This is a genomic window from Methanosphaera sp. A6 (genome assembly GCF_001729395.1).
Taxonomy (GTDB): Archaea; Methanobacteriota; Methanobacteria; order Methanobacteriales; family Methanobacteriaceae; genus Methanosphaera; species Methanosphaera stadtmanae.
Genome location: NZ_MAIF01000122.1, coordinates 1 through 26,764, shown reverse-complemented (window position 1 = coordinate 26,764; position 26,764 = coordinate 1). Strand labels below are relative to the sequence as shown.

Annotated in this window: 28 protein-coding genes; 10 read left to right on the top strand and 18 right to left on the bottom strand. The window is 27.2% G+C overall.

The features are described 5' to 3' along the window. Window positions 1-95: 95 nt before the first annotated feature. Together hemL and A9758_RS04710 are read right to left on the bottom strand one after the other, a co-directional pair. On the bottom strand, window positions 96-1,367 hold the full coding sequence (gene hemL / locus A9758_RS04715; RefSeq protein ID WP_011406760.1) for a glutamate-1-semialdehyde 2,1-aminomutase: 1,272 nt from the start codon (window positions 1,365-1,367) through the stop codon (window positions 96-98). A gap of 15 nt (window positions 1,368-1,382) precedes the next feature. Beyond that, window positions 1,383-2,006, bottom strand: a complete 624-nt coding sequence (locus A9758_RS04710) for a cobalt-precorrin-8 methylmutase (protein ID WP_011406759.1) — start codon at window positions 2,004-2,006, stop codon at window positions 1,383-1,385. A gap of 199 nt (window positions 2,007-2,205) precedes the next feature. Here A9758_RS04710 and A9758_RS04705 point away from each other — a divergent pair, with 199 nt between their 5' ends. Beyond that, complete coding sequence (locus tag A9758_RS04705; RefSeq protein ID WP_011406758.1) at window positions 2,206-4,710, top strand: DUF5814 domain-containing protein; 2,505 nt, start codon at window positions 2,206-2,208, stop codon at window positions 4,708-4,710. Window position 4,711: 1 nt separating this feature from the next. On the opposite strand, the gene arfB is transcribed toward A9758_RS04705, so the two are convergent. Together arfB and A9758_RS04695 are read right to left on the bottom strand one after the other, a co-directional pair. Beyond that, the gene (arfB, locus tag A9758_RS04700; protein WP_011406757.1) at window positions 4,712-5,413 is read right to left on the bottom strand and encodes a 2-amino-5-formylamino-6-ribosylaminopyrimidin-4(3H)-one 5'-monophosphate deformylase; all 702 of its coding nucleotides are present in this window, start codon (window positions 5,411-5,413) and stop codon (window positions 4,712-4,714) included. Between the two features lie 14 nt (window positions 5,414-5,427). Next, entirely contained in the window at window positions 5,428-5,907 is a 480-nt protein-coding gene (locus A9758_RS04695; RefSeq protein ID WP_011406756.1) for an RNA-binding protein, read from the bottom strand. Window positions 5,908-6,367: 460 nt separating this feature from the next. Between A9758_RS04695 and A9758_RS04690 the strand changes: the two genes are divergently transcribed. The 3 genes from A9758_RS04690 (at window position 6,368) to oadA (ending at window position 9,083) form a co-directional block, all read left to right on the top strand. Beyond that, on the top strand, window positions 6,368-6,613 hold the full coding sequence (locus A9758_RS04690) for an LSm family protein (RefSeq protein ID WP_011406755.1): 246 nt from the start codon (window positions 6,368-6,370) through the stop codon (window positions 6,611-6,613). A 220-nt stretch (window positions 6,614-6,833) separates the two neighbouring features. Then, window positions 6,834-7,019, top strand: a complete 186-nt coding sequence (locus tag A9758_RS04685; protein WP_011406754.1) for a 50S ribosomal protein L37e — start codon at window positions 6,834-6,836, stop codon at window positions 7,017-7,019. Window positions 7,020-7,376: 357 nt separating this feature from the next. Next, a complete protein-coding gene (oadA, locus tag A9758_RS04680; protein WP_011406753.1) occupies window positions 7,377-9,083 on the top strand; it encodes a sodium-extruding oxaloacetate decarboxylase subunit alpha in 1,707 nt (568 codons plus the stop codon). 31 nt (window positions 9,084-9,114) lie between these two features. Here the strand turns inward: oadA and A9758_RS04675 are convergent, their stop codons facing one another. Genes A9758_RS04675 through larC form a run of 3 tightly spaced genes read right to left on the bottom strand, consistent with a single transcriptional unit; the run spans window position 9,115 to window position 11,586 of the window. After that, the gene (locus tag A9758_RS04675) at window positions 9,115-9,675 is read right to left on the bottom strand and encodes a DUF2284 domain-containing protein (protein ID WP_011406752.1); all 561 of its coding nucleotides are present in this window, start codon (window positions 9,673-9,675) and stop codon (window positions 9,115-9,117) included. Window positions 9,676-9,684: 9 nt separating this feature from the next. Then, a complete protein-coding gene (gene queC / locus A9758_RS04670; RefSeq protein WP_011406751.1) occupies window positions 9,685-10,365 on the bottom strand; it encodes a 7-cyano-7-deazaguanine synthase QueC in 681 nt (226 codons plus the stop codon). Beyond that, a complete protein-coding gene (larC, locus tag A9758_RS04665; RefSeq protein WP_011406750.1) occupies window positions 10,366-11,586 on the bottom strand; it encodes a nickel pincer cofactor biosynthesis protein LarC in 1,221 nt (406 codons plus the stop codon). Between the two features lie 195 nt (window positions 11,587-11,781). On the opposite strand from larC, the gene A9758_RS04660 reads away from it, so the two are divergent. The 3 genes from A9758_RS04660 to A9758_RS04650 are packed head-to-tail and all read left to right on the top strand — an operon-like array spanning window position 11,782 to window position 14,044. Next, window positions 11,782-12,684 carry a hypothetical protein gene (locus A9758_RS04660; RefSeq protein ID WP_011406749.1) on the top strand — a complete coding sequence of 301 codons (903 nt, stop codon included), beginning with the start codon at window positions 11,782-11,784 and terminating at the stop codon, window positions 12,682-12,684. Between the two features lie 13 nt (window positions 12,685-12,697). Then, window positions 12,698-13,498 (top strand): adenosylcobinamide-GDP ribazoletransferase, encoded by an 801-nt coding sequence (cobS, locus tag A9758_RS04655; protein ID WP_011406748.1) that lies wholly within the window; start codon window positions 12,698-12,700, stop codon window positions 13,496-13,498. Window positions 13,499-13,516: 18 nt separating this feature from the next. Continuing rightward, the gene (locus tag A9758_RS04650; protein WP_011406747.1) at window positions 13,517-14,044 is read left to right on the top strand and encodes a tRNA methyltransferase; all 528 of its coding nucleotides are present in this window, start codon (window positions 13,517-13,519) and stop codon (window positions 14,042-14,044) included. 142 nt (window positions 14,045-14,186) lie between these two features. Here A9758_RS04650 and A9758_RS04645 read toward each other — a convergent pair whose 3' ends face one another. Together A9758_RS04645 and A9758_RS04640 are read right to left on the bottom strand one after the other, a co-directional pair. Continuing rightward, the gene (locus A9758_RS04645; protein WP_011406746.1) at window positions 14,187-15,290 is read right to left on the bottom strand and encodes an inositol-3-phosphate synthase; all 1,104 of its coding nucleotides are present in this window, start codon (window positions 15,288-15,290) and stop codon (window positions 14,187-14,189) included. Between the two features lie 117 nt (window positions 15,291-15,407). Further along, window positions 15,408-16,298 carry a 3'-5' exoribonuclease YhaM family protein gene (locus tag A9758_RS04640; protein WP_011406745.1) on the bottom strand — a complete coding sequence of 297 codons (891 nt, stop codon included), beginning with the start codon at window positions 16,296-16,298 and terminating at the stop codon, window positions 15,408-15,410. A gap of 227 nt (window positions 16,299-16,525) precedes the next feature. On the opposite strand from A9758_RS04640, the gene A9758_RS04635 reads away from it, so the two are divergent. Then, entirely contained in the window at window positions 16,526-17,467 is a 942-nt protein-coding gene (locus A9758_RS04635; RefSeq protein WP_011406744.1) for an ABC transporter substrate-binding protein, read from the top strand. Between the two features lie 54 nt (window positions 17,468-17,521). Here A9758_RS04635 and A9758_RS04630 read toward each other — a convergent pair whose 3' ends face one another. Then, complete coding sequence (locus tag A9758_RS04630) at window positions 17,522-18,355, bottom strand: type II secretion system F family protein (RefSeq protein WP_011406743.1); 834 nt, start codon at window positions 18,353-18,355, stop codon at window positions 17,522-17,524. Next, window positions 18,352-19,686: a CpaF family protein gene (locus A9758_RS04625; protein WP_011406742.1), complete on the bottom strand. Its 1,335-nt coding sequence runs from the start codon at window positions 19,684-19,686 to the stop codon at window positions 18,352-18,354. Before A9758_RS04625 ends, A9758_RS04630 begins: the two co-directional genes overlap by 4 nt. 94 nt (window positions 19,687-19,780) lie before the next feature. On the opposite strand from A9758_RS04625, the gene A9758_RS04620 reads away from it, so the two are divergent. Next, window positions 19,781-20,716, top strand: coding sequence for a 50S ribosomal protein L11 methyltransferase (locus A9758_RS04620; protein ID WP_052273667.1), 936 nt, complete (start codon window positions 19,781-19,783; stop codon window positions 20,714-20,716). On the opposite strand, the gene A9758_RS04615 is transcribed toward A9758_RS04620, so the two are convergent. The 7 genes from A9758_RS04615 to A9758_RS04585 form a co-directional block, all read right to left on the bottom strand. Beyond that, entirely contained in the window at window positions 20,709-21,950 is a 1,242-nt protein-coding gene (locus A9758_RS04615) for a tripartite tricarboxylate transporter permease (protein WP_011406740.1), read from the bottom strand. The genes A9758_RS04620 and A9758_RS04615 overlap by 8 nt on opposite strands. Before the next feature lie 116 nt (window positions 21,951-22,066). Further along, the gene (locus A9758_RS04610; RefSeq protein ID WP_011406739.1) at window positions 22,067-22,333 is read right to left on the bottom strand and encodes an elongation factor 1-beta; all 267 of its coding nucleotides are present in this window, start codon (window positions 22,331-22,333) and stop codon (window positions 22,067-22,069) included. Window positions 22,334-22,372: 39 nt separating this feature from the next. Further along, entirely contained in the window at window positions 22,373-22,537 is a 165-nt protein-coding gene (locus A9758_RS04605) for a zinc finger domain-containing protein (RefSeq protein WP_011406738.1), read from the bottom strand. Window position 22,538: 1 nt separating this feature from the next. Next, a complete protein-coding gene (locus A9758_RS04600) occupies window positions 22,539-23,198 on the bottom strand; it encodes an amino acid kinase (RefSeq protein ID WP_011406737.1) in 660 nt (219 codons plus the stop codon). 10 nt (window positions 23,199-23,208) lie between these two features. Then, complete coding sequence (gene pth2 / locus A9758_RS04595; RefSeq protein ID WP_011406736.1) at window positions 23,209-23,547, bottom strand: peptidyl-tRNA hydrolase Pth2; 339 nt, start codon at window positions 23,545-23,547, stop codon at window positions 23,209-23,211. A gap of 10 nt (window positions 23,548-23,557) precedes the next feature. Next, complete coding sequence (locus A9758_RS04590; RefSeq protein ID WP_011406735.1) at window positions 23,558-24,748, bottom strand: YcaO-related McrA-glycine thioamidation protein; 1,191 nt, start codon at window positions 24,746-24,748, stop codon at window positions 23,558-23,560. Between the two features lie 213 nt (window positions 24,749-24,961). Continuing rightward, window positions 24,962-25,585 (bottom strand): site-2 protease family protein, encoded by a 624-nt coding sequence (locus A9758_RS04585; protein ID WP_011406734.1) that lies wholly within the window; start codon window positions 25,583-25,585, stop codon window positions 24,962-24,964. Between the two features lie 145 nt (window positions 25,586-25,730). On the opposite strand from A9758_RS04585, the gene A9758_RS04580 reads away from it, so the two are divergent. Then, window positions 25,731-26,732, top strand: a complete 1,002-nt coding sequence (locus tag A9758_RS04580) for a Xaa-Pro peptidase family protein (protein ID WP_011406733.1) — start codon at window positions 25,731-25,733, stop codon at window positions 26,730-26,732. Window positions 26,733-26,764: the final 32 nt, after the last annotated feature.

Here is a 26,764-nt window from a genome sequence, read left to right as displayed (position 1 = left end):
AATTTTATATGAATATATTATTAAATTTAAGGATAAGTAATTATTTTTTTTTAAAAGAAGTTCTAATATAAAAAAAGTAAAAAAAGAAGGGGAGTTTATTTATATAATTTTGTTAGAGCAATTTCAATTGCATTTAAGGTTTTATCTAAGTCATCTCTACTATGTGATGTTGATATAAAACCACATTCATACTGTGATGGAGCAATAAACACTCCATTTTCAAGAAGTAGGTGGAAGTATTTTAAGAAGTTTTCTGTATCAGATGTTTGTGCTGTTTTATAATCATATACCTCATTTTCAGTGAAGTATATTTGTGTCATAGATTCAACACCATTTACATGGAAGTTAATATTTAATTTATCTAGTATGTCTACAATTCCATTTCTGAAATATTCTCCACTTTTATGTAACTGTTTATAACTATTATCATCTAAAACTTCAAATGCAGCTAATCCTCCATTAATGGACATTGGATTTCCACTAAATGTACCAGCTTGATATATTTTTCCACTAGGAGTAAATTGTTCCATATATTCTTTTTTTCCTGCAATAGCTCCAATAGGGAATCCTCCACCTACAATTTTACCAAATGTAGCTAAGTCAGGGATAACATTATAATATTCTTGTGCACCACCTTTACTTATTCTGAAACCTGTGATAACTTCATCAATAATTAATAAAATTCCATTTTCTAATGTAATTTCACGTAAAAAATCAAGGTAACCTTCTTTAGGTGGAACACATCCAATATTTCCCATAACAGGTTCAACAATAATACATGCAATTTCATCTTTATTTTCATTAATAAGTTTTTTTAGGGCTTCTTCATCATTGAATTCTACGAGCATAGTATTTTTTGTTGTATCTGTAGGTATTCCTGGAGAATCGGGTAGTCCTGCAGCTCCTGATCCTGATTTGACTAGTACAGCGTCATGAGCTCCATGGTATGCTCCTTCGAATTTGATTATTTTGTCTCTTTTTGTAATTCCACGTGCTAATCTAATAGCACTCATTGTAGCTTCAGTTCCAGAATTTGTAAATCGAACCATTTGTGCACATGGCACTCTTTTGATTACTTCTTTTGCTAGTTGAACTTCTTTTTCTGAAGGTACTCCATAATCTGTACCTAATTTTAATTGTTCAATGGATTTTTCAATAATATGTTCATTTGCATGACCAAAAAGTAAGGGTCCATATCCTAAACAATAATCTATATATTCATTTCCATCAACATCATATATTTTTGAACCTTTAGCACTTTTAGCAAAGAAAGGATAAGGTTTGTATGCTCGTACTGGTGAATTAACTCCTCCGGGAAGGTAATTTACAGCTTCATCAAATAATTCTTTTGATTTATCAAGTTTCATTTATTGTCTCCTCTTTTATTTTTTAATATTTAATAATGAATTAATAATTGCAACTGCAATTGGTGTTCCACCTTTAGGTCCTGTTGTAATTGCATAAGGTATATTTGTTTTGGATAATGCTTCTTTAGAATCAGCTGCACCTACAAATCCTACAGGTACCCCTGCAACTGCACGTGCATCCATTTGACCTTCTTCAACTAATTCCATTACTTCAAACAATGCTGTTGGAGCGTTTCCTATTGCAACTACTCCTTTAAATCCATCTTCAGCTGCAATTCTCATAGCAGCTGCTGAACGAGTAATTTCTTCTTTTTTAGCCAATTTAATTGCTCTTTCATCACGGATATAACACATTACTCTACCATCATACCTTGTAATTCCTGATTTAACCATATTTATGTCTGTAAGAATATCTTCTTTTTTATCAAAACAATCAAGTGCAGTTTCTACAAATGTGGGTGATATTTTAACAAGTTTGGCATATTCTGGGTCTGCTGTAGAATGTACAACACGTTCAACTATGTCTCGTTCCTCATATGTTAAATTCTTAGTTTCATCATCAATTAATGATTTAATAATTTCTCTACTTTTATTAGCAATATCATATCCTGGTTTTGTTGATGCTCCCATATTATACATATAATTTCACACCTTTATTTTAGAATTTTTGTTTTTTAACTTACTCTATTTTCTTGTATATATGGCTATGTTAAAACATTTATTTAAATATGATATTTTATTTTTCTAAATAAAAATATTATAGAATTAAGAAATATATAGTATAGATATAACTGAAAGAAAAAAAATGTTTTATAAGTAAAAAAATTTTTTTGATAACATGATAATACTAAGACGTAATAAAAAAATAATTGAATTATATCCTATAGGTTCAGCAAAGGGTGCCCTTAATAATCAACGAAAACCATTATTTTATAGTTATTTTAAGTTACATGAAGACAATGGCAAAATAAGACCTCAACGATTTATTATAAAACAAGATAATGTTGAAACATTAAAATCACCAAAGGATGTTATTAGAACATTAAGAAAACAGAATGTACTACTTGCTACTGAAGATGAAGAAATAGAATCAATGTTAAATTCACTTAATATTCCATATAAACTAACAAATATATGTAGACATTGTACATTTGAAGGTAACATAACAATACTAAAAAAATCAGCTTCATACAAATTATATGGGGAATATATTTGTAAACATTGTGCTGAAAAGGAAATTAAACATGTGATGCATTTAAAAGGATATTCTGATGTGTCATATCCAAGTTTTAGGAAATTACTTAAGAAGACACATGATTTAGAAAAAATTTTACAGATTTTTGATCCTCATTTTAATCCTATTAAACATGATAATTTAACAATTTATGATAAAATCAATGTAAAAAAAGCAAAATATCCAAAGATAAGTGTTAAAAAATTAAATATTCCAAAATCATTTAAAAATATTCTTGCTAAAAAAGTAAAATATTTATTACCTGTACAAATATTAGCTCTTAAAGCAGGACTTCTTAAGAATGAAAATTTACTCATAGTATCTGCAACTGCTTCAGGAAAAACATTGGTTGGAGAATTAGCAGGAATTCCAAAGGCATTGAATCACAAAAAATTAATATATCTAACACCTCTTGTAGCATTAGCTAACCAAAAATATAGGGATTTTAAAAAACAATACAAACCATTAGGGTTAAATGTTGCAATTAAAGTAGGTTCTAATCGTGTGAAAGCTAAAGGAGAACTTACAATAGCAAATAAATCTGTGAAAAATGTAGATATAATCGTTGCAACATATGAAGGATTAGATTTTATTTTACGTTCTGGAAATTATAATGAACTAAAAAATATTGGCACTGTTGTTATTGATGAAATTCACATGCTTGATGAACAAGAAAGAGGTCCAAGACTAAATGGCTTAGTTCAAAGATTAATGACAATCTTTCCTAAAGCACAGTTAATAGGATTATCAGCAACAGTTAAAAATTCGAAACAAGTAGCAAATGATTTTAAAATGAAACTTGTTGAATATAAGGAAAGACCAGTTCCATTGGAACGTCATTTGATCTTTGCAAAAAGTGAATATGAGAAAAAAGATCTACTTGCCAGATTATCTAAGAAGGAATTTGATTCAAAATCATCTAAGGGTTATAAGGGTCAAACAATAGTCTTTACAAATTCACGACGTAAAACACACCAAATTGCACAACAAATATCAAAAAAAGGACTTACAACAGCAGCATACCATGCAGGTCTTTCCTATTCTAAAAAATTAAAGATAGAAAAGGAATTTGCAAATCAACAAATATCAACCGTTGTAACTACAGCAGCATTAGCTGCAGGGGTGGATTTTCCAGCTTCGCAGGTCTTGTTTGAAACACTTAGAATGGGAAATAAATGGTTAACAAACAATGAATTTTCACAGATGTTGGGTCGTGCTGGAAGACCATCATTTCATGATATTGGTAGGGTATATTTACTTCCAGAACTTGGAAAGGAATATAATGGAGATTCAGAAGAACAAGTTGCAATTGAATTATTAGATAGTGATGTGGATAATATAAATGTGGAGTATAGTGAAGATGATGTTTATGAACAGGTACTTGCAGATATTAGTGCAATAAGAAATGCAAATACACAAAATCTCAAAGATAAATATGATAAACTAGAAACACCTATACTTTTTGATGAAGTTATGGATGTATTGTATGATAAGAAATTAATTAAAAATATTAATGGTAAAAAAAATATGTATATGGCTACAAAGTATGGAAGAGCAGTATCTTTATCCTTTTTAAAAATATATAAGGCAGAATATATTAAAAAACATTTAAAACAAGATCCACTCGTAACTGTTGAAAAATTAGAACCATTTGACAGTGCATATCTTAGTAGTCGATTGATTAACAGACTTTCATCTGCTTTAAAAACAAATGTAAGTTCAAGACTATTTGCAGATTCAACAAGAGATATTATAACAACGGGGGATGTTATTGCAAAAATAGATCCACAATATACAGATAAGTTAATTTCACTACAAATTGACTTTTTATCATGTAATTGTCAAGAAAAACCTTTTTGTAATTGTCTGGAAGTAAATATTTCTGATAAGATAATAAGACAAAGATTACATGGGTGGGATCCAAATCATATTAGTAAGTATTTCATGACAAATTATGATGTACATATCTATCCTGGAGATATTTTCAGTTGGCTTGATCAGGTAATTAGAACATTAGAAGCAATATCTAGAATAAGTCTTGCATTTAATAATAAGAATTTAAGTAATAATTGTAGGAATTTAATTAAAAAAATAGAGGGAAGAAATTAGATTATAATAATTTTTTAACCTCATTAATTATTTCTTTTTGAGCATTTTCTAGCATATCTTGTCCAAGTATCATGTTAACTTCAAAACCTTCTTTTTCAATAGTTAGGGCTTCTTTATTTATTATTGGCTCATTATCTCTTGCTTCTTTTAGGCCAACCATTCCAACTTCAGGGTGTTTAATAAAATTTTCATGTTCTTTAAGAGAAGTCATATCAGTAATACCTAACACAGCACCCATTGATAATTCACCAGTACATGCATGAGGACCTTCACTTTCAATAATTGAATTGTTGAATATAATTTTTAGTTCTGTTTTTTTGGATATTTTATCAATATCCTCTATAATAAGATTGTTACCACCATGTCCATTTACTATAATTACAGACTTAATATTTAATTGCTTTTTTATATTAATTAGTTGTGGTATTATTTGTTTATTTACAAGATCATCTTTTTTTAAATGATGGCCATGTTTAATATAATCATATTCAGTAGCTCCATAAAAAATACCTAGAAAAGTGGCACCAGTCTTAGTAGCTACATTTAATGCAACATTTGCAGCTATCTTTGAATCAGTATCAATAGGAAGAGCAGCACCATGATTTTCTCTATGTGAACCTAATGCAATGATTCCTATACTATGTACATCTTTAGATAATATATTTCCTGAATCATATTTTAATTTAATATTATTTGAAGACATTCTATTTTTAACTCCTATATTTTTAAGTCCCAAATAGTATCTCCAACATAATGTAAATTTTCAATAGCTTTACCTTTACTATTTTCAATCATTTCTTCACCAGAAATTAAACTAGTTCCAATAGCAATTGGTTTTTTATGTGTTTCTTCAATAATAACTATAGTTTCACCAGCAACTATTGTTTTATCTGCATCAACAATACCGGGTGACATAATATCTGCACCTTTAATAACAAAATTTATAGCACCCATATCTACTGTAGCATATTTTTCTGTAATTTCTAATGATAGAACAGCTTTAAGTGTTGGTATTATTTTATTTTCTGTCTGCATTAAAAGTGGTTCTCCATTTATTAAAAGAATATTTGGTAAATCTTCTATTTTTAATAATTCTACCTTTGCTTTTTTAGGAATGATTATACTGTAATTTCCTAGTTCTTCTTTAATCTCTTTAATTTTTTTATTTTTCAAGAAATTTCTTTTTTTAATTTTCAATTTCTCAATCAACCTTTAAGATTAGATTATGATTTTTTTTATATAATTATTTTTGTTTTTTTGCAATTGTTTATTAGTCTAAATAATTTATATTTCTATTCTTTTTAAAAGTTAATAAAATGTCATATACAGTTTTTTACTCTCTATTTTTAGAATTATAAAATTTTATTAATCTAAAATGAAGTTGTAGCTATACTGACTATTAATTATTTGATTTATAGTAATTATTTGATTTTTATTTATAGTAAAATATTCTATTTACTATATGTATATATGATTATCTATTAAATGGCCTTTTTATAAAAATTAATATAATAGAACTTAATAGAAACTTATATCATATATCTAAATTAAATATAATAATAGAATAGGAATAAATACTTATTAAAGTTAGGATTATAGATACATTTAAATATAATTCTGAACAAATAAATTAATATTATTGATAAGGTGATTAATAGTGAATGATCAAAAAAATAATAACAATACATCTAGACCATTAGATGCATTAGGTCAAGCTTTAAATTCCCAAGTTCTAATTAAACTTAAAGGTGGAAAAGAATTTAGAGGAGCTCTACAAAGTTTTGACATGCATATGAATTTAGTACTAAACGATGCTGAAGAAATAAAAGATGGTGAATCTATCTGTAGATTAGGCGTTGTTTTAGTTCGTGGAGATAACATAGTATACATATCACCAGGATAATTATTTAAAGGACATTAGTAGTTTTCAAATCTATTAATATTAATCGTCCTTATTAGAAAAATATACCTGAAATTTACTATTTATACATTTAAGGTATTGATATACGAGGTGTATATCTTATAGAAGGAATAAAATTTAATTTTATTCTCTATTTTTACCTTTTTTTAAAAAAAGGTTTTATATTTATTTATTATTTACATATTACTAGGAGGTTGTGAAATTGAAAGGAACACCATCATTCGGAAAACGTAATAAGAAAAACCATATCAGATGTAGAAGATGTGGTAGAAATGCTTACAATCCAACAAAAAAATACTGTGCATCTTGTGGATTTGGAAGATCTAAAAGATTAAGAAGATACAGTTGGCAAAACAAAAAACCTGTTACAGGTAAAAGATTAAAATAGATATTTAGATGTGAATCTATTTATACTATTTTTCTTATTAAATTCTTTTTTTTAAAAATTTTATAGTTATTATTAAGATATATTCAAATTTTTCATTCATAATAATAGTAAATTAAGTATATTACTTTAAACAAAAATAAAAAACAGAATAAAAAAGTTATGGAAAATTTATTTATATTTTTGATAATAGGAGTATTATACGAAAATAGTTTTTGAATATATTATGAAATAACATTTAACTAATTCAATGTAATATCGTAGGTACTCAAATTAATTAATTATACTGCCATAATAAGTTTAAGCATAAAAACACTTACATATAAATTTAATCTTGAATAAAACAAAGAAGGTGTCTAAATGGCAAAAGTGAAAATAATAGAAACTGCATTAAGAGATGCACATCAATCATTAATTGCTACTCGAATGAGAACTGCAGATATGGTTCCAATTATAGAAGATATGGATAAAGTAGGTTATTTCTCATTAGAAGCTTGGGGTGGAGCAACATTTGATACATGTATACGTTTTTTAAATGAAGATCCATGGGAAAGGCTTAGAATATTTAAAGAACATCTAAATAAAACTCCAATTCAAATGTTACTAAGAGGACAAAACTTAGTAGGTTACAAACATTATGCAGATGATGTAGTAAAAGCATTTGTTGAAAAATCTTATGAAAATGGGGTTGACATTTTCAGAATATTTGATGCATTAAATGATTCTAGAAATATGAAAATGTCCATTAAAACTGCTAAAGATCAAGGAGCATATGTTCAAGGTACAATCAGTTATACAATCAGTCCAGTTCATACAATTGAAAAATATGTTGAATTTGCAAAAGAATTAGCAGCAATGGATTGTGATGCTATAACTATAAAAGATATGGCTGGATTAATTACTCCTGATGTTGCTGGTAAATTAGTCACTGCATTAAAAGATGAAGTTGACTTAGATGTTAACTTACACAGTCATTGTACAAGTGGAATGACATTAATGAGTTATGAAGCTGCAATTGAAGCAGGAGTGGATATGTTAGATACAGCAATTTCACCATTTTCTGGAGGAACAGCACAACCACCAACAGAAAGTGTTGTGGCAGCATTAGTAGGAACAGAATATGATACAGGTATTGATTTAAAAGCATTATCTAAAATAAAAGATTACTTTGCAGAGTTAAATGAAAAATATGCTGCATTATTCGATCCATTAGCTTCTAAAGTTGATACTGATGTATTGATGTACCAGGTACCTGGAGGAATGTTATCTAACCTTGTTTCACAACTTAAACAACAAAGTGCTATTGATAAGTATGAAGATGTACTTAAAGAAATACCAAAAGTTAGAAAAGATCTAGGATATCCACCACTTGTAACACCAACAAGTCAAATTGTGGGAGTTCAATCAGTAATGAATGTATTATCTGGTGAACGTTATGGTAACATTACAAAAGAGGTAAAAGAATATCTTAAAGGAGCATATGGTAGAGCACCAGCAGAAATAAATCAAGAATTATATAAAAAAGCAAATGGTGATGAAGAACCTATCACATGTAGGCCTGCAGATCTTATAGAACCAGAACTTGAAGAAGCAAAAGAAAAAATAGAATCTGAAGGTTTAATTAAAAAAGATGAAGATCTTTTAACATATGTATTATATCCTACAATTGGTGAAAAATTCCTTAAAGGAGAAGCAGTTGTAGAAGAGATTCCAGAACCTAAAGTGGAATACAGTGCATCAAGTATTCCAACATCATATGATGTGGAAGTTGATGGGGAAACATTCAGTGTAAAAGTATTACCTACAGGTTACATGGAAATGGAGCCATCATCAAAACAAATTAAAACCTCTATAGAAAATGGTTTAACATCTTCAATGCAAGGTATGATAGTTAAACTTAAAGTAAAAATTGGGGATAAGGTAAATGAAGGAGATACAGTTGCAGTTCTAGAAGCTATGAAAATGGAAAATGATGTAAAAGCAGATAGATCTGGACAAATATCAGAAATCTTCATTAATGAAGGGGATACTGTAGAAAAAGATGATGTTTTAATGGTTATTGATTAAAACAATCTCTTTCTACTTTTTTTTTATAATCTTATTTTGAGTATAATATTGATGAAACATTATTTAGATATTTTGGAAGTTTACCTTCAATTAATATTAAATCAATATTAAATAAATCTTTTAATATTTTAGCACTATCTATTCCAAGTGATGCTAAGGAGTAACGTCTTATTTCAGGATGAATACATTCATCATACTCTTTTTTACAATCACTTCTACAATAATTACATGGACCAGTGATACATTCTGATTTTACATACTTTTTTTCTTCATCTAAAAGTATATCTACAGTCTTTTTCTTTTCTATAAAAAATGTGTTATTTAAAATATCATTTAATTCATCAGGACTATAAATAGCTTGATAATCTTCTTTATTGAAAAACAACTGGGTTATAACGATATCTATGTAATCATAACTTTCAATATAATTTTGAATATCTATATCTAGTGGAGAACAAGAATAATTAGTATTATATCTTGAACATCCTCTACAGTAACCTTGAACTACTTCAAAGTTTGAAAATCTATCATAAAATTCCTTGGTAGTAAGAGTTTTACGTTGTCTTTTAACTTCATATTCAATGTTACTCATTTTAATCACCTATTTTTCATATTCTGTATAATCAGTTACATTTGCTCTTGTGAATGCTCTTTTTCTTCTTTTACAAGATTCACATACTCCACAGTGTGTGTCACATCCAACATAACATGAATAACTTATATTCATAGGAGCATTTACTTCATGACCTTTTTTAACAATATCTTCTTTTGTCATGTCAATTAAGGGAGCTTTAATTTCAATATCATCAAAAGAACCATATTTTATAGTTTCATTAAAAGATTTCAGGTATTCTTTTGAATTATCAGGAAATGTAACAGCTTCTTCATAATCCCATCCTACAATAATTATTTTGGCTTGAATACTTTCAGCATATGATAAGGCAATACTACAAAAAACAGTATTTCTTGCAGGAACCCATACAGATTTTGCTGTTTCAATAGATTTATCATAATCATCTAAGTCATTATCACTTGGTTGAGGTATGCTTTTATCTGTTGTTAAACTTGAATTACTAATTTCTTTAAGCCATGGAAGATCTATTACAATATGTTTCATATCTAATTTTTCACATATCATTTTTGCATGTTTTAATTCTTGTTTTATACTTTGTTGACCATAATTAAATGTGATTGCAGTTATATCATAATCATTTGCATAAATTGATGTGGCAACTGTTGAATCTAATCCTCCAGAGAGTACAGTTATTGCTTTAGGTTTCATTTAATCTCCTCTATTATTTATTCTATATTCCATTTCTACATATTTTATTAAATCTTTAATAGGAATGGATGTTTTATTGGCTATTTTTTTAATATCATCATATTCAGGAGTACATTTAATTATCTTATCATTAATATACCCTATTTTAAATCTTACATCTTCCCAGGTACCATTGATATTTATTTTTTCATGAATATTTTCTCTAATTGCAACACCTCTATGTACAGTTGGAATTACACGAACACCTAATGTTCCAGTTTCCTCCATAAGAACATTTGTTATATGTTGAGCATCATTATTTCTACATATAACCTTAATGATTTGTCCTGGCCTATTTTTTTTCATTATTGTAGGTGTGATTGTAACATCCCTTGCACCTTCAGATAATAGTTTATCATATAAACTTCCAAGAACTTCACCACTTAAAGTATCAATATTTGTCTCTAATATGGTTACAGTATCATTTTTAGTTACACTATTAGCATGTACTAATCTTAGTGCATTAAGAACTTCAAGATCCTTTTTTCCAGCTCCATATCCAATAGTTTTTCTTGTAACATAAGGATATGATGATACATACTCATCAGTAATATTTACAAGAATAGCACATCCTGTTGGTGTACATATTTCAGTATTAACACATCCCCCAATAGTTGGAACATTCTTTAGTATGTTAAGTACTGCAGGAGCAGGTACTGGTAGAATACCATGTTGTGTTTTCACAGTTCCACTACCTGTTGCAACTGGAAGAGAATATACTTTTTCTTTATCAAGATTTAGTAGATAATATGCATATGATGAACCAATTATATCAGCTACAGCATCAGCACATCCTACTTCATGGAAATGTAATTGATCTAATGATTTTCCATGAACTTTAGACTCAGCTATGGCAAGTGTTTTAAATATTTTTTTAGATAAATTTATTGTTTTTAATATAATTTCATTGTCTGGATAATGTTTTTGTGTTATATCATCTAATTTTTCAATAATTTCATTATAATGTCGTGTACTCTTATCTGTTGTGTTAATTTGGGCATATGTACACATTATACCTGATTTTGGTTGTTTTGTTATGGTAATATCTATATCACCAAATTCATTAGCATAAGTTTTAATAACATTAATAATATCATCTTTATTAGCACCTAAATCAATAAATGCTCCAATAAACATATTTCCTGCAAGTCCCGATGTTTGTCCATCAATTATTAAAACCATATTTAATCTCCTATTTTTCTAGTATATTAATTGTTTTTCTTATTCATTTTTTTTTAAATTTTAATCTTCATTTATTAAGTAAATTTGTTTTTTATAGAATAAATTTTATAATACATTTTTATCTTATTATTAATAAAAATATAATTACTTAAATATTAAAATTATTTTTTTTTAACAATTAATAGGAGGCAGAGTATGGATATTGAATTGGATGGAATAATTAGTTATGAGGAAGGTAATGGTCTTATTTTTGAAAGTGAAGAACCTTTGTATATTTTAGCTAATAGGGAAAATTATGATTTTAAATATTCTAATAAAATAAATAATCATTATTATAATAATCCCCTATTAGATAGAATTCTTGTTGAAAGAAATGGAATAGCTGTAGTAAGTACTGTTGAAGAAATACAAGGAAAATTCTTTACAAATATCACAGTACTAATTGATACTTCACTAGATAATCTAACATTAATGAATTTATTTAGAACTGTTAGTGAAACTATTTCAACAACTTCATGGGATGTTAATGCATTGAATAAAAATAGGCTGGATAACCAATTAGGTAACTTCTATAACACGATTTTCATTGCATGTAGAAAGAAATCTGAAGTTTCATTACCATTTGATATTTCATTGTTTTATGAAGTAAAAGAAATTGTTGATGAAGCTCTAAGACAATCATTCAAAGTTCTAGGATATCCAAGAAACATTGTAAAATATTTACGTGATGCTAACATTTCATTAGATATAATTGAAGATGTTGCTAGGAAAGTTACTACTAAAGACATAACTCATAATGTATTTGTAAATCAATTAGAAAATATCTTAGATGATGTGAATATAGTAGCGTATATTGTTGCTATTATTAGATTGGAAGAAGATTATAATAATGAAAGAATAGTTATCAAAAACAACACTAACATAGAAAATACTGCTAATATATTATGTTTAAATATGGTAAATCAAATAGCAGGTAAGGAAGCAGTGTCTGTTTTTAATAAAATTAAAGATGATTTGAATTTATTAGAATTTGAACCATTCACAAAAGGTATTGTTATGGCTTTAGTCTCTGGATGTATTGTTAAATTGGATTTATAAAAGAGGATAATTTATGGTTAATGTAAACAAAAAAAATGTTCAAGGAAAAGCTAAGGTAAAACCATCACTCACCGGTTTTTTAGGTTTAATTTCCTTTTCAACAAGAATACCTATTAAAAGATACGTTACAATAGAACAAATGTCTGGTTCTGTAATACTCTGGCCATATATTGGTCTGGGTATTGGGATAATTGGAGCAGTAATGGCATATATACTTTCAAATATATTTGGATTTTCAAGTTTTTTAACAGCAACAATGCTTTATTGTTTTTTAATATGGTTTACAGGATTTAATCATGTTGATGGTATTCTTGATATGGGTGATGGCTTAATGGCACATGGAGAACCAGAAAAACGATTAAGTATTATGCGTGATTCAATGGTGGGTGCTGGTGGAATTGCAACCTTTTTCATAATTGCAATCATGACAATAGCAGCACTTTCATCAGTTCCAGCACAGTATTTAATAGCTTCAATTATATTAATGGAGTTATGTGCAAAGTTAAGTATGATTACATCAATGGTATTTGGAAGAACTGATTCTAATGGAATTGGTAAGGAAATTAAAAAAGGAATGGATTATAAAATATTAATATTTACTATTATAATTTCATTAATAATAGGTTACTTTTTATTAAATGCATCAGGTGTTATGGCAGTATTTGCATCAGTTATTTCTGGATTGTATTTATCAAATGTTGCTGATAAATCATTTGGTTGTGTTACTGGGGATATCTTTGGTGCATCTAATGAAATAGCAAAAGTAGTATCACTATTATTTATAATATTAAATTTAAACATAATGTTATTGTAGAAAAAAGAGGATTAATAAATGATAACAGTTTTAAGATTAGATCATAGACTTGGAAGAGATACAAGAATCACAACTCATGTTTGTTTAACAGCTCGTGCTTTTGGAGCAGATAAAGTAATTTTAAGTGGAGAACATGATAAACATATTATTGAATCTGCACAAAAAGTTGTAGAAAATTGGGGTGGTGATTTTGAAGTTGAATATCAAAAAGCTTATAGGCCAGTTATTAAGGAACATAAACAGAAAGGATTTGAAATTATACATTTAACTATGTATGGAAAACATGTTGAAGATGTAGTTCCTACAATTAGGGATAATAATCGTGATAAACTTATAATTGTTGGAGGATCACGAGTTCCAACAGATGTTTATGAAGCTGCAGACTGGAATTTAAGTGTTACAAATCAACCACACTCTGAAGTTGCAGCTTTAGCTATTTGTCTTCATTATATGATGGATGGAAGTGAATTAAAAACAGTTTATGATGATGGTAAAATGCAAATAGTTCCAAATAATGAACATAAAGAAGTAATTAAAAATGAGTAAATTATTTTACATTACTTTTTTTATAAACTCCATTTATTCTATTTTTCATAAAAATAATAATATAAAATTCGATTTTAAAATAATTATTTAAATATTGATTGTTTTAGAATAAGTTATTAAAAAAAAATAGTGGAATGGGAATCTATCTTTCCAATTCTCCTTCAATAAACTCAGTAACTTTATCATGAGCTACATCATCAGTATATTGAATTGGTGGGTGTTTCATTGTATATGATGAGATAGATGTAAGTGCACCACTAATATTTCTTTTAAGAGCTAATTTACAACAACGTATAGCATCAATTACACATCCAGCACTGTTTGGACTATCTTCTACACTTAATCTTAATTCAATATTCATTGGCACATCACCAAATGTTCTACCTTCCATACGTAAGAAACATAACTTATTGTCTTTTTGCCATGGAACATAGTCACTTGGACCAATGTGTATGTTATCATCATCTAATCTATGTGCTAGGACTGATTGTACAGCTTCTGTTTTAGATTCTCTTTTAGATGATAATCTATCATGATTTAACATATTTAAAAAGTCCGTGTTACCACCAGTATTTAATTGATATGTTTTATCTAATATTACACCTCTATCCTTAAATAGGTTAGCCAATGTTCTATGTGTAATAGTAGCACCAATTTGTGCTTTTATATCATCACCAATACATGGTAATCCTTTTTCTTTGAATTTTTGTTCATATTCAGGGTCACTTACAATGAATATGGGTACACAATTAATAAATGCTATTCCTGCTTCAAGTGCACAGTCAGCATAGAATTTTCCTGCTTCTTCAGATCCAACTGGTAAATAGTTAACTAACATTTCAGCTTTACTTTCTTTTAATAATGAGACTATTTCTTCTTTGGATTTTTCTGCTTCTTCAGAGATTATAAAAGTTGAATCATCTTTATAATTAGACATATGTGGTGCTACACCATCAAGTACTCGTCCCATTGTTACTTTTACACCAGTTTTTTCCATATTTGGATAGAAGATTGTTGTACAGTTTGGTTTAGCATATATTGCTTCACTTACATCTTTTCCTACTTTTCTCTTATCAATATCAATTGCTGCTACTACTTCTATATCTGATGGTTTATATCCATCTATAGTCCAGTGCATTAGGCCATCGACATCTGTTTCTGTTTTATCTGCATAATAGTAAATTCCTTGTATTAAAGAACTAGCACAGTTACCCATTCCGACAATTGCTATTTTAATTTTATCCATGTTAACACCTTTAAAAAAAATTATGAAGTATAAATTGATAAAATATTTGAAATTTGTTTATTAATTCATAATTAATTAATTATTATATTTTATATTATTCTATTATAAATTTAATTATTATTTATTTTCTAATGAACTGGTAATTTTTGCACTCATATCATCTGCATGATGTAGTGCTAATGCTTCAGGAGTTTTTGGACTCACTGCAGAACCCCATCCAAGGGATGTGTCTCCATGATGACTAAGTATCATATGTATTAGTTGTATTTTAAGTTTTTTGGGTGCATCAATTTTTTTAATTCTATTTTCTATCATATTTGCTCCAATAAATAGATGATCTAACATGATTCCTTCATATTTCATTTCAATGTTTTCAGTTTCATAGTCATATGTTTCAATTTTTCCTATATCATGAAGTATTGCTCCAGTTATTAGTAAATCATAGTTGATTTTGTTGTAGATGTATGTTATTGTTTGACATATTTTTATTACTTCATTTGTATGAACAAGTAGTCCTCCTTTATAATTATGATGATGTATTTTTGCAGCAGGTGCTGTTAAAAAATTATTTTTAAATTCTTCATCATTAAAAAATTCTTTTAATAATTTTTTTAGGTGGATATTTTCAATTGTTTCTATGGTGTTAAATAGAAATTCTACATGTTTATCATAGTCTTCTACTTTTCTTATAAAATCTTCTTCATTGTAGTTTGTTGTTGGGTTCATACTTTCAATTAATATATTAAATCTTCCACTCTCAGTTGGAAATTCTTGTATTTTTCCAACAATATTCCACACAGTATTTTTTTCTATCTTTGCATACGTTTTAAATGGTCTGTGTTTAAACATTCTACCTTTTATTTGTCCTGTTTTGTCTTGTAGTGTTACTTCAAGATATGATGTGTTTGTTTTTGTTTTTTTCATTTCTTTTTGTTTTATGAGAAAAGGGCTGATAATTTCTCGATCTTGGGCGAATTCCTTTATATAATCTTCTTCTTTTTTTGTCAATTTCTTTCCTTCATTCTTTTGATTATAATTATTTTATAATTTAATACTTATTAAAATTTTATTCAATGTTTTTTAGTTTTTTTCTAGTGGATTTTTGTATTTTGGGATATATTTATTATATATTAACAATAAATCTATTAACAATTGTTATTTTTTGTTAATAGAATATATTAGAAAAATATTAATTATAAATAAATGATTTTAAATATATTGGAGAAAAGAAAAAAATGGTTAATAAAAAATATATAGGCATTGCAGTAGTGCTTTTAATTATCATTGCTGGAGCAGTATTTTACTTCACATCAAGTAATGATGATAACACAGTATCAATAGGTTATCTGCCTAGTGATCACGATGCAGCACTATTTGTAGCAAATGCTTCAAATATGTATACTGATGCAGGATTAAAAGTAGAATTACATGAATATAATAATGGTGGAGACTTAATGACAGCTATGGCAAGTGGTACTGTAGATGTAGGGTATGTAGGTATAACACCAGTATTGTCTTCAATACAAAAAGGAGTTCCTGTAAAAGTAATTGCTGGAGCACAAACAGAAGGAAGTGGATTAGTAACAAAAGATCCTAATATTAAATCCATAACAGATTTAAAAGGAAAAAAAATAGCAACACCAGGAGAAGCTTCAATACAATACATGTTACTAAAATATGACTTGAAAAAACATGGCATGTCTATAAATGACATAACAAGTCCTAGTATGAAAGTAGCAAGTATGAATGATGCATTAAAAACTGGAAGTATTGATGCAATGTTAACATATGAACCATATGTATCAATAGCTACACAAGTAAATAATCAAACATTAATAGAAGATTCTAGTAGTATATTAAGTAATCATCCATGTTGTGTAGTTGCTGTATCACAAAGCTTCATTGATAAACATCCACAACAAGTTCAAAAAATTGCAGATATTCATAAAAAAGCAACAGAAAAATTAGAATCTGATCCAGAAGGATGTGTACAATACTTACCTAAAAATATTGTACCTAATGAAACTGTTGAAAAAGGAATTCTTAGTAATATGAGTTGGGTATCTGACTTAAATGATACATACAAAGACAATATACATACATTTATGAACACTGAAAAGGATTTAGGAATAATAAATAACACAATCAGTGATGATAAATTATTCTACACTGCTTAAATAATTAAAAAAATAAGAGTTTACTTGTGTAAACTCTGATATTTATCTTTTTTTCTATAAAGTTGGTTCAAGTCTTTTTATAATTATAATGAAGAATACTATTATAATGGGAAAGAAAAACAAATATAACACTAACAATATTTCTGCCTTAACTATGGGACCTATAACAGTTGTAGCTGCAATTATCATGATAAATAAAATTACAGGTATAACTACAGTAGTAAACATATACAGTATCATCAATGAATTTAATTTTTCAGAATATTCCTTATATTTAATTTGCATATTACGTGAATTTTCATTAGCTAAAATATTCAAAGTATCTGCAAGATTACCACCATTAATTATTGTTCTATTCATATGACTAACTATTTTTTCCATAATAGGTAAATTAATACGTTTTGATAAATTTTCAAAAGCTTCAATATAATTAGTACCATATTTTATTTCATTCAATGTTATTTTAAATTCCTTAGATAACTGACCATAATTACCATTACTAACTTCTTCAATAGCATCAAATAATCCAATACCTGCCTTTAATTCTATTGATAATTCTCTTAAAACATAGGGTATAACTTTTAAAATATCTTTTCTCTTTTTTTCTTTTTTATATTTGGGTAGATTTCTTTTAAATAAAATATAAAGAAGTGTTATCATAAATACTTCAATGGCATATGTTATATTGAAAATACATAGAATAACTCCAATACATATTAAAAAAATTATCTTTTTAATAGGTAGATTATATTGTTTATCTTTTAGTAACTTGGTAGTTACTTTCTCATCAACATCTCTTTGAATTTTATTTTCAATTTTCTTTTTCTTAGTTATATGTAAATAAAGTTTTATTGTTTTAAATCCCACATATTCTATAAATTCTCTCATAATGTCTTTTGATGGTAATTATTTATAATTTCATGTACTTTTTCTATATTCATGTTTTTATCATGATATTTTTCTAAATATTTTTCTCTTTCATGTATTTCTTCATGTACTTGTTTGTATGTGAGTCCTGTAAGATATGCTATTTTATTCAATGCATTACAATTTATTGCAGTGTATTTTATACTATCATTCACTGAATTGTATTTGTATATTGTATTTAATTGAATTTTATTATTCTCCATTCCAACAACTTCAGCTACATCAGTTATTCGCCTTATAATTCCATATTTTGGATGATAAATTCTTTTTTGCATTATTATAAAATCTATTGATTTGATCATAATGTTTGGAACGCTCATTGGTGGGTTTGTTAGTCGTGTTATTGTTTCATATGTTGAATTAGCATGTAATGTTCCCATACCAGAATGTCCAGTATTTAATGCTGTAAACAATGTTATTGCTTCGTTTGATCTTACTTCTCCTATAATTATTCTATCAGGACGTTGTCTTAAGGAGTTTTTTAGTAGTAAATCCATTGTTATTTCACCTTTATTTTCAATGTTGGGTGGTTTTGTTTCAGTTCTAATGATATGTTTGTGTGGTATTTGTAATTCAAGAGTATCTTCTATTGTTATAATTCTTTCATGTTGTGGTATAAATGATGATATTGTGTTGAGTGTTGTTGTTTTTCCACAACCAGTTCCACCAGCTATTATGATGTTGGATGGTCTAATATGTAATCCTTCAATTACTATCCAGAGAAATGCTGCTAAATTTAATGTTAAGGTATTTTTATTTATTAAGTCAAAGATTGTATAAGGATTTTTTCTAAATTTTCTTATTGTTAATGTTGGACCATCTGCAGTAATTGGGGGTATTGTTGCATTTACTCTACTTCCATCATCTAGTCTTGCATCTAGTATTGGGCTTTGTTTATTGATTTTTCTTTGGATATTATTTGCTATTTTATCAATTATTTGGCGTATTTCCATATTATTTAGTTTTATATTGGTTAACATCATTCCTTTTTCTCTATGATAAACATATACTGGTTTTTTACTTCCTATTATCATTATTTCCTCGAGGTCATCGTCATTTATCATGTCATCTATTTTACCATATCCTTGAATATCATGTAATAATTTATTTAGAATTTTATGATTTGTGGTATTTTTAGTTATTAATTCATGAATTACATCTTTATTTATTATAGATTTTTCATTGTTAATTTCTTGTTGTATTATTTTTTCTTTTATTTTTTGATATTCTTGTATTTCAGTTTTATCTAATTGTGGTTCCTTTTTAGTTTTATATATTTCCATGTATTTCATAATGTGTTGCTCTATTATATTTATTACTTATTTAATAAATAGTATTACAATTTATTTTCTAAATTATTTTTATAATAAATACCATACTATTATTATGAAATGTAGGTGTAAAAGAAATTGTATAATATCACGAAATGAGGTTCTTGAAGATATACAGACAAGATATAATCCATGTTCTGACTGTTATACAAAGAAATTAAAGAAATCAATTCCAATAAAAAGACAGTTAAATCTAGATGATGTTGATAAAAACTATAAAAAATGTACTAGTTGTAATAAAAGACACATTGATACTGTAATGGCACATGTATTGAAGATAATGATTGAAAATGGTTTTTTATCAACAACTAGTTCAATAAGAAAGGTAGGTACACCATTAATAACTCCTGCAGTTCCATTAAAAACATCACCATATTTACCAGAAAAATCATTAGTTTTAATAACACAGCATACTGATAATAAAACATCTGAAAAAATTTATAATTCTGTTCCAGAGATAAAATCAGTGATTAAAGGAGATATAAACAATACTGTAGGACAATTAAATGAAAATAATGGTATTCATAACTATAAATTACAATCTGGATGTGATATTAGGTGTGATATTCAAAAAACTGATGTTGGAGAAATTTGTTTATATAAACCACAATCAAAAATTCATATAGAATATCCTAAGGAAGAATCATTAAAATTAAAACAGGTAAATGAAATTCTTAATAAATATGATAATCCAACAGTCCTTGATGCAATGTGTGGGGCAGGAACACTAGGAATCTATGCTCTTTTAAAAAATGCAAAAAAAGTACATTTCAATGATATATATGATATAGCAGTAGATACAACCGAAACAAATCTTAAATTAAATAACATTCCATGTGATAAATATGAAATTACACAAGAGGATATTTGTAATTTGAGTTGTACTAATCAAAGATATGATGTGGGACTAATTGATGCTTTTCCAGGTGTGGATACTAGTGGATATGAAACCTTTCTTAAAAAAATATGTAAAGAGATTTATATCATATAATACCAATATATGTTAAAATAGAGGGGATAATTAAAACACCCATTAAATTACTTTTACTTAAATCAAGTGTATTTACTAAAATTCCAAGGCTAATACTTGTAATGTAACAAAGTATTACATACCATATACATCCCTGACTTAATATTGTATAAAAAAATACAATCATACTTATTAAAACAACAATAAAAATATTTAATTTATTATAATCAACTTTTTTTATATTTTTAATTAATAAATCACCTAACTTAATTGAAACAACACATGTAACTGAAACACATACTAAACTAACACATATAAAAAATAATATATGAATCAATGTGATATCTTCAATTAAATTATTAACATAAACACTTATAGCACTACGTGGATTACTAATTAAATAAATAGCAATCAATGAAAATAATGTGTCACAAACATTAATTCCACTATTTGTGACTAGAAAATTATCAACTTTTATGTCTTTATTTAATGTAATAATCTGTGCAATTAAAGTACCTTGGGCTGGACCAAGGCCTGGTAATAATCCCATAATACAACCTGAAATACTGCCAGCAAAAACTGATTTTTTAAATTTAGAGTCAATTACAATATTCTTTATATCTTTTTGATGTGGAATTTTGGAATTATTATTGATGGAGTATATTAGATTACTTACACTAAATAATCCTGATAACATGGAAAGAAGAGCTATATTACTACCTAAATTACCATTTAATAGAACTAACCCCATAATTCCCGAGACTAAAAATATAAGAGTGCTCATTAAACGCTTATTATTACTCTTATTACTAAAATATAATATTAAAATCATTATAATAATTAATAAAATACCAATGTATTCTTTTAATCCATAATATATTAAAGGTAATACTATAAAAAGAATTGGCATTATAATAATCAATAAAACAATGGAACAATATCCTCCAAAGCTAACAAGTCGTATTGCACCCATAGATTCTCCTTTAAATAACATTCTATGTCCTGGTTGTACTGATAAAACAGTATCTTCACTTGGAATTCCCATAAGCAATGAGGGTATGAATTCTATCATTGCATGTGTTAGTGCAATAGATACAAGAAATGTGGAAATAACTAGTGGATTTGTAATAGAAAGTAATGTGGGGGATGTTGAAAATATTATAATTCCAACAGTATTTACATGTAATCCTGGCATTATTCCAGTGATTGTACCAATGATTATTCCAAATATCAAAGTAATTAAAATATCAAACATAATCTATTAATACTATTTATAAAATAAGTAATACTTATCTTTTATCTAAAATATTAAAAAAGACTAAAATATAAAAAAAGAATATAAAAAAGTGATTGTAAGTATAAAAAATACACTTACATTAATCTTCTAACATCAGTTACTTCAACAGATTGAATTTCATCAAGTGCTGCTAATGCTTCTTCTGCTGGTTCAGTTCCACCTTCACCATCATCAACTACAATAGTAACATTTAATGCAATTAATCCAAATCCAATAGGTTCTTCTTCAATTCTTTCAAAAGAATCAGCATCTATTGTATTTTTAATAGTTTCTTTCAATGCTTCTAAGTCAATTTCAGGACTTTCAGGCATTACTTTTAATATTGCTGCTACATCAGACATTAATATTTCTCCTTAAGATTTTATTTAATTTTGAATTATTTAAGGTCCTTTAAATCCACATTCACATGTGTATTCATGTCCAAAAGTTCTGCATTTAGGACATCTGTAAATTTCTGCATCACATTCAGGACAATGGAATTTTACATATTTATCTATTGGTGATATTTCTTGTTTACAAGAAGTACAAATCATTTTTTCTGCCATATTATTTTCCTCCTATATATGTATAAACATTATTCATTGTATGGTCACTGTTTAAATGAGCTAGCACCCTATCAGGATATTTGCCATTTATTACATAACAGTTTAAATGATATTTAATTAGTAATTTTGGTAAACATTTATCTACAGAAGTTTCTTCAAAAAATAATAGTTCATTTGCATTTACTTTTTTAATAAGTTTTTTGTTATTTGAGAAAATGTTACCGCTATATATACCATCTACATTTGTTAATATTAATAGTTTAGCATTTATTTTACTTGCAACCCAACATGCTATAGAATCACTAGTAACATTCCATGAATGATCTAATGGATCTTCTTCTTTTAATAGGTCGTATGTTAATAATAATGGGATTTTATCTGTTTTATGAACTAATACAATTTCATCTAACTTTTTAATTAAAGTAATATTCCTATTTTTATCAGCAATTAATTTTCCAATAATATTCATACATTCTATTGCAGTCCAATGATTAACATTATTAGAATAGTTATATTCTTCATGATATTCTCTTAAAATATTTGCTAAGTCGCCACCACCATTAATTAAAACAATTTTTTCCTTAGATTTTTTAAAACATTCACATAACCTATTAACATGCTCTGGAAATAAACTTCCACCTATTTTAACAACAGTTACCATAACATACCTTCTATAATAATTTTAGATGACCAGTTAACTTGTCAATCTCTTCATCAGACCCTGGACCAATTCCTAAACAAGTTCTTGTAGAAGGTTCAATCTGTGTATGACCAGCATCAGTAATTAATGAATGTGGAAGATCAGTCTCTTTTACAATGCTATTAAGTTCTAATAATTCTTTCTCAGAAGATACTTTAAGAACAACCTTTTTCTGTCCACTAAGTTCCCATGCTCTGAGTCTTGATTTATCGGCATTCTTATAACAATTTAAACTAGCATGACATGCTTGGGCAGCAATTTTTCCTTTTCCCATTTTAAGATCTGTTCTCATAATTATAACTTGTTTCATCTAATCCTTCCTATATTATTAAGTCCTTAGGTTTTAGTCTATTACCCACACGTGATGAATCAACACTAAATAACTCCATACCTGGTATTATTACACGTACAACTGGTATATTTATATCTCGTGTTAAATCAACATAATAAGCATCTTTTATTCCAGTTTTTTCAAGAAGTTTCATTGTTAATTCAATATCTTCCTTAAATGAATTTTTTGATTTATCAGGTATGTCTTCAATATTTATAGTTTCATCTGATTTTCTAAACCAATGTCTATTTATACGTTTCATTCTATCATAACCTGTATCTCTTAAGAGATTTGCTCTGGTAGTATCTTCACGAGTTCCATGTATTTGGGTTGCTCTACTTTGAGCAACTTCTGTAATAGCACGTATGGCTGCAATATTTGCATCAAGATGTGTTCCAATACCAAGTGTAAGTAATGCAGGATCTTTAAGAGTTAAATCTTCAGATACAGCACCTATTGTAGGAATATCATTGTCACTTGTCAAGTCAAGTAATTTAATATATACATTAGCATTTCTAAATTTTTCTATTAATTCACATACATATTCATTAGTTGCATTTTTACAATTAATTTCAGGTTTATTCTCTTTAAATGCTTCAAATAAACTCCATGCATCTCTTTCAACTACTTCCATCATTCCATGAAATATTGCTTCTTCTATTGTATTTCCTGATGCCAAACCATTAGTATTTGATAAACATATATGATGAACATCTTCTGTTGTATATGGATGGAATACTACATTAGCAGGTATGTATATTTCACGTGAAGTTTTAATAGAATATCCCTTAATCCATTCTAATGCATTATCATTATAGGAATTTCTTGGTAAAATTAGACTTTCAGGATTAAGACAGTTTTCTGGATTATATTTTTCTAGTATTGTGTTTTCAGTTCCTTGTATTTCCGCAGAATATCTTTCAACTGCTTCCATAATGGATGAAACCTTTGCATGTATCTCTGTGGGACCCTTTCCAGCATAAACACTAACAGCACCTTCTTTGGCAAGTGGCCTTACAGATGTAAAAACAGGTATTTTTATTCTATCTAAATGTGTTATATTTGAAGTTCTTGTTAGACCAATATCTGTAGTTATTTTAGATATTTTTTCCAAGGTTTTTTCAGGAGAACTTGTTCTATGTGTTGATGTTTTATAAGTAATAGGAGATTCATTTAACATATTTATCAATTATTATCTTTTTTTTTATCTTAAATTAGTTATTAAGATATAGTTATGTATTTTTTGTTTTTTATTATTTTATGGATTTTATAATCTTTTGTTTTAATTAGTAGAAAATATATTTAAATGGAATCATGTAGTTGATAATTAGAAATTAATATCTTGAAAAAAATAAGAAGTATAGTTTATAGTAAAAACTATTTTTTTAGGTTACTATAATAATATGGATGAGTAGGAAGCATATGTTAATAGGCCTGCAACCACTATACTTACAATCCATAATGGAAGATTCCATTTCATAACTTTAGAACCATCTAACATAGGTATAGGTAATAAGTTAAATAATGCAAGGAAACTGTTAATATGGAATCCTATCATTGCTGTTATCATTAAATATGTGGATAGGGGTGATGATAATAAGAAAAATGGTTTTAAACTAATTTCAATTAATAAGAATATCACTGCAAGAATTATATTTACTATTGGTCCTGCTATTGAAATTTTTCCATTTTCTTCATCTGTAATTATTCCTGTATATGAACCAATATATACTGCACCAGGTGCTAGGAATATAAATCCAAATAAACCTGTTATTATTGCTATGAGTAGTCCTGTATTCCATTTTCTAAATTCAGCAAAAAATCCATATTTTTGTGCTACATATTTATGTCCAAGTTCATGTAATATAAAACTAAGTCCAATAGTAACTAGTGAAATAGGAATCAAATATATCATCATTCCAAATGTACCATTACTGTATAAATATGCAAATAATAATGTTATTACTATAATAGCTATACTCAAATCTTTAGTTTCTGTTTTTGAAAATTGAAGCATTCTAATCCTCCAACTGTTTTTATTTTATATTAGTATTATAATTATTTATTATTCTACTTTATATAATGTTTCTAATATATAATATGATATAGTAAAAAAATTTAATTTTCATAATAGATTATAAGAACCAGTGGAGGAATTTTATTTGAAAAATGAGGAAATATTAAATCAATTGCAAGAAGAAAATATTGATTCTATGTTTGTATATAAACCAGAAAATATAAAATATATTTCTGATTTTTATCCATCAAGTTTTGCATATTTAATTATAAATAAAGAACCAATATTATATGTAAATAGTATTGATAAGGTTGATGCTCAAAGGGAATCTTCAATTGAAGTAAGGGATATTGAACGTCTAGGTAAAGTAAATGAGTTATTAAATGGAAAAATAGCCATTGAAAAATCTCTTGACTTTGAATTTTTACAATTTTTATCTGATGATTATAATAAATTAAGTGTATCTAATGTAATTGAAGATATGCGAAAAACTAAAACTAAAGAGGAAATAACAAAAATAAGAAATTCCATTGGAATAGCAGAAAATGCTATTAAAGAGATTGATTTTACAAGTACTGAAAAATTTGCTGCTGCATCTTTAGAATTTGACATGACAATTAATGGATCTAATAAACCAGCATTTGATACAATAGTAGCTAGTGGGTCTCGTTCCAGTTCTCCCCATTCTGAAACTTCAATGAATCGTGTTGAAACTCCTATTGTGGTTGATTGGGGTGCAAGATATGATCATTATTGTTCTGATATAACAAGGACTTTTATTGATTCTGAACGTCAAGAAGAGATTTGGAACATAGTTCTTGAAGCTCAAAAAGAAGCTATTAAAACAATAAGTCCAGGTGTTAAATTTGCTGATGTTGATAAAGCAGCAAGGGATGTTATAAGTGAGTATGGTTATGGTGAGTATTTTATACATAGTACTGGTCATGCTTTTGGTTTAGATATTCATGAAAATCCAAATATTTCATCAAAATCTGAGGGTGTTTTAGAAGAAAACATGGTTATTACAGCAGAACCAGGTATTTATATTCCTGGAGAATTTGGTGTACGTATTGAGGATGATGTTCTTGTTAAAAAGAATAGTGAAGTTTTAACAAGTTTAGATAAGAAATTAGATTTTACTCTTTAATTTTTTTATTCTTTTTTTAAAACAATTTTTAT

Bases quoted from the DNA above. Each gene is read 5' to 3' on its own strand.
- hemL (WP_011406760.1), bottom strand. From the start codon at position 1,367: ATGAAACTTGATAAATCAAAAGAATTATTTGATGAAGCTGTAAATTAC.
- A9758_RS04710 (WP_011406759.1), bottom strand. From the start codon at position 2,006: ATGTATAATATGGGAGCATCAACAAAACCAGGATATGATATTGCTAAT.
- A9758_RS04705 (WP_011406758.1), top strand. From the start codon at position 2,206: ATGATAATACTAAGACGTAATAAAAAAATAATTGAATTATATCCTATA.
- arfB (WP_011406757.1), bottom strand. From the start codon at position 5,413: ATGTCTTCAAATAATATTAAATTAAAATATGATTCAGGAAATATATTA.
- oadA (WP_011406753.1), top strand. From the start codon at position 7,377: ATGGCAAAAGTGAAAATAATAGAAACTGCATTAAGAGATGCACATCAA.
- A9758_RS04675 (WP_011406752.1), bottom strand. From the start codon at position 9,675: ATGAGTAACATTGAATATGAAGTTAAAAGACAACGTAAAACTCTTACT.
- queC (WP_011406751.1), bottom strand. From the start codon at position 10,365: ATGAAACCTAAAGCAATAACTGTACTCTCTGGAGGATTAGATTCAACA.
- larC (WP_011406750.1), bottom strand. From the start codon at position 11,586: ATGGTTTTAATAATTGATGGACAAACATCGGGACTTGCAGGAAATATG.
- A9758_RS04660 (WP_011406749.1), top strand. From the start codon at position 11,782: ATGGATATTGAATTGGATGGAATAATTAGTTATGAGGAAGGTAATGGT.
- cobS (WP_011406748.1), top strand. From the start codon at position 12,698: ATGGTTAATGTAAACAAAAAAAATGTTCAAGGAAAAGCTAAGGTAAAA.
- A9758_RS04650 (WP_011406747.1), top strand. From the start codon at position 13,517: ATGATAACAGTTTTAAGATTAGATCATAGACTTGGAAGAGATACAAGA.
- A9758_RS04645 (WP_011406746.1), bottom strand. From the start codon at position 15,290: ATGGATAAAATTAAAATAGCAATTGTCGGAATGGGTAACTGTGCTAGT.
- A9758_RS04635 (WP_011406744.1), top strand. From the start codon at position 16,526: ATGGTTAATAAAAAATATATAGGCATTGCAGTAGTGCTTTTAATTATC.
- A9758_RS04630 (WP_011406743.1), bottom strand. From the start codon at position 18,355: ATGAGAGAATTTATAGAATATGTGGGATTTAAAACAATAAAACTTTAT.
- A9758_RS04625 (WP_011406742.1), bottom strand. From the start codon at position 19,686: ATGAAATACATGGAAATATATAAAACTAAAAAGGAACCACAATTAGAT.
- A9758_RS04620 (WP_052273667.1), top strand. From the start codon at position 19,781: ATGAAATGTAGGTGTAAAAGAAATTGTATAATATCACGAAATGAGGTT.
- A9758_RS04615 (WP_011406740.1), bottom strand. From the start codon at position 21,950: ATGTTTGATATTTTAATTACTTTGATATTTGGAATAATCATTGGTACA.
- A9758_RS04610 (WP_011406739.1), bottom strand. From the start codon at position 22,333: ATGTCTGATGTAGCAGCAATATTAAAAGTAATGCCTGAAAGTCCTGAA.
- A9758_RS04605 (WP_011406738.1), bottom strand. From the start codon at position 22,537: ATGGCAGAAAAAATGATTTGTACTTCTTGTAAACAAGAAATATCACCA.
- A9758_RS04600 (WP_011406737.1), bottom strand. From the start codon at position 23,198: ATGGTAACTGTTGTTAAAATAGGTGGAAGTTTATTTCCAGAGCATGTT.
- pth2 (WP_011406736.1), bottom strand. From the start codon at position 23,547: ATGAAACAAGTTATAATTATGAGAACAGATCTTAAAATGGGAAAAGGA.
- A9758_RS04590 (WP_011406735.1), bottom strand. From the start codon at position 24,748: ATGTTAAATGAATCTCCTATTACTTATAAAACATCAACACATAGAACA.
- A9758_RS04585 (WP_011406734.1), bottom strand. From the start codon at position 25,585: ATGCTTCAATTTTCAAAAACAGAAACTAAAGATTTGAGTATAGCTATT.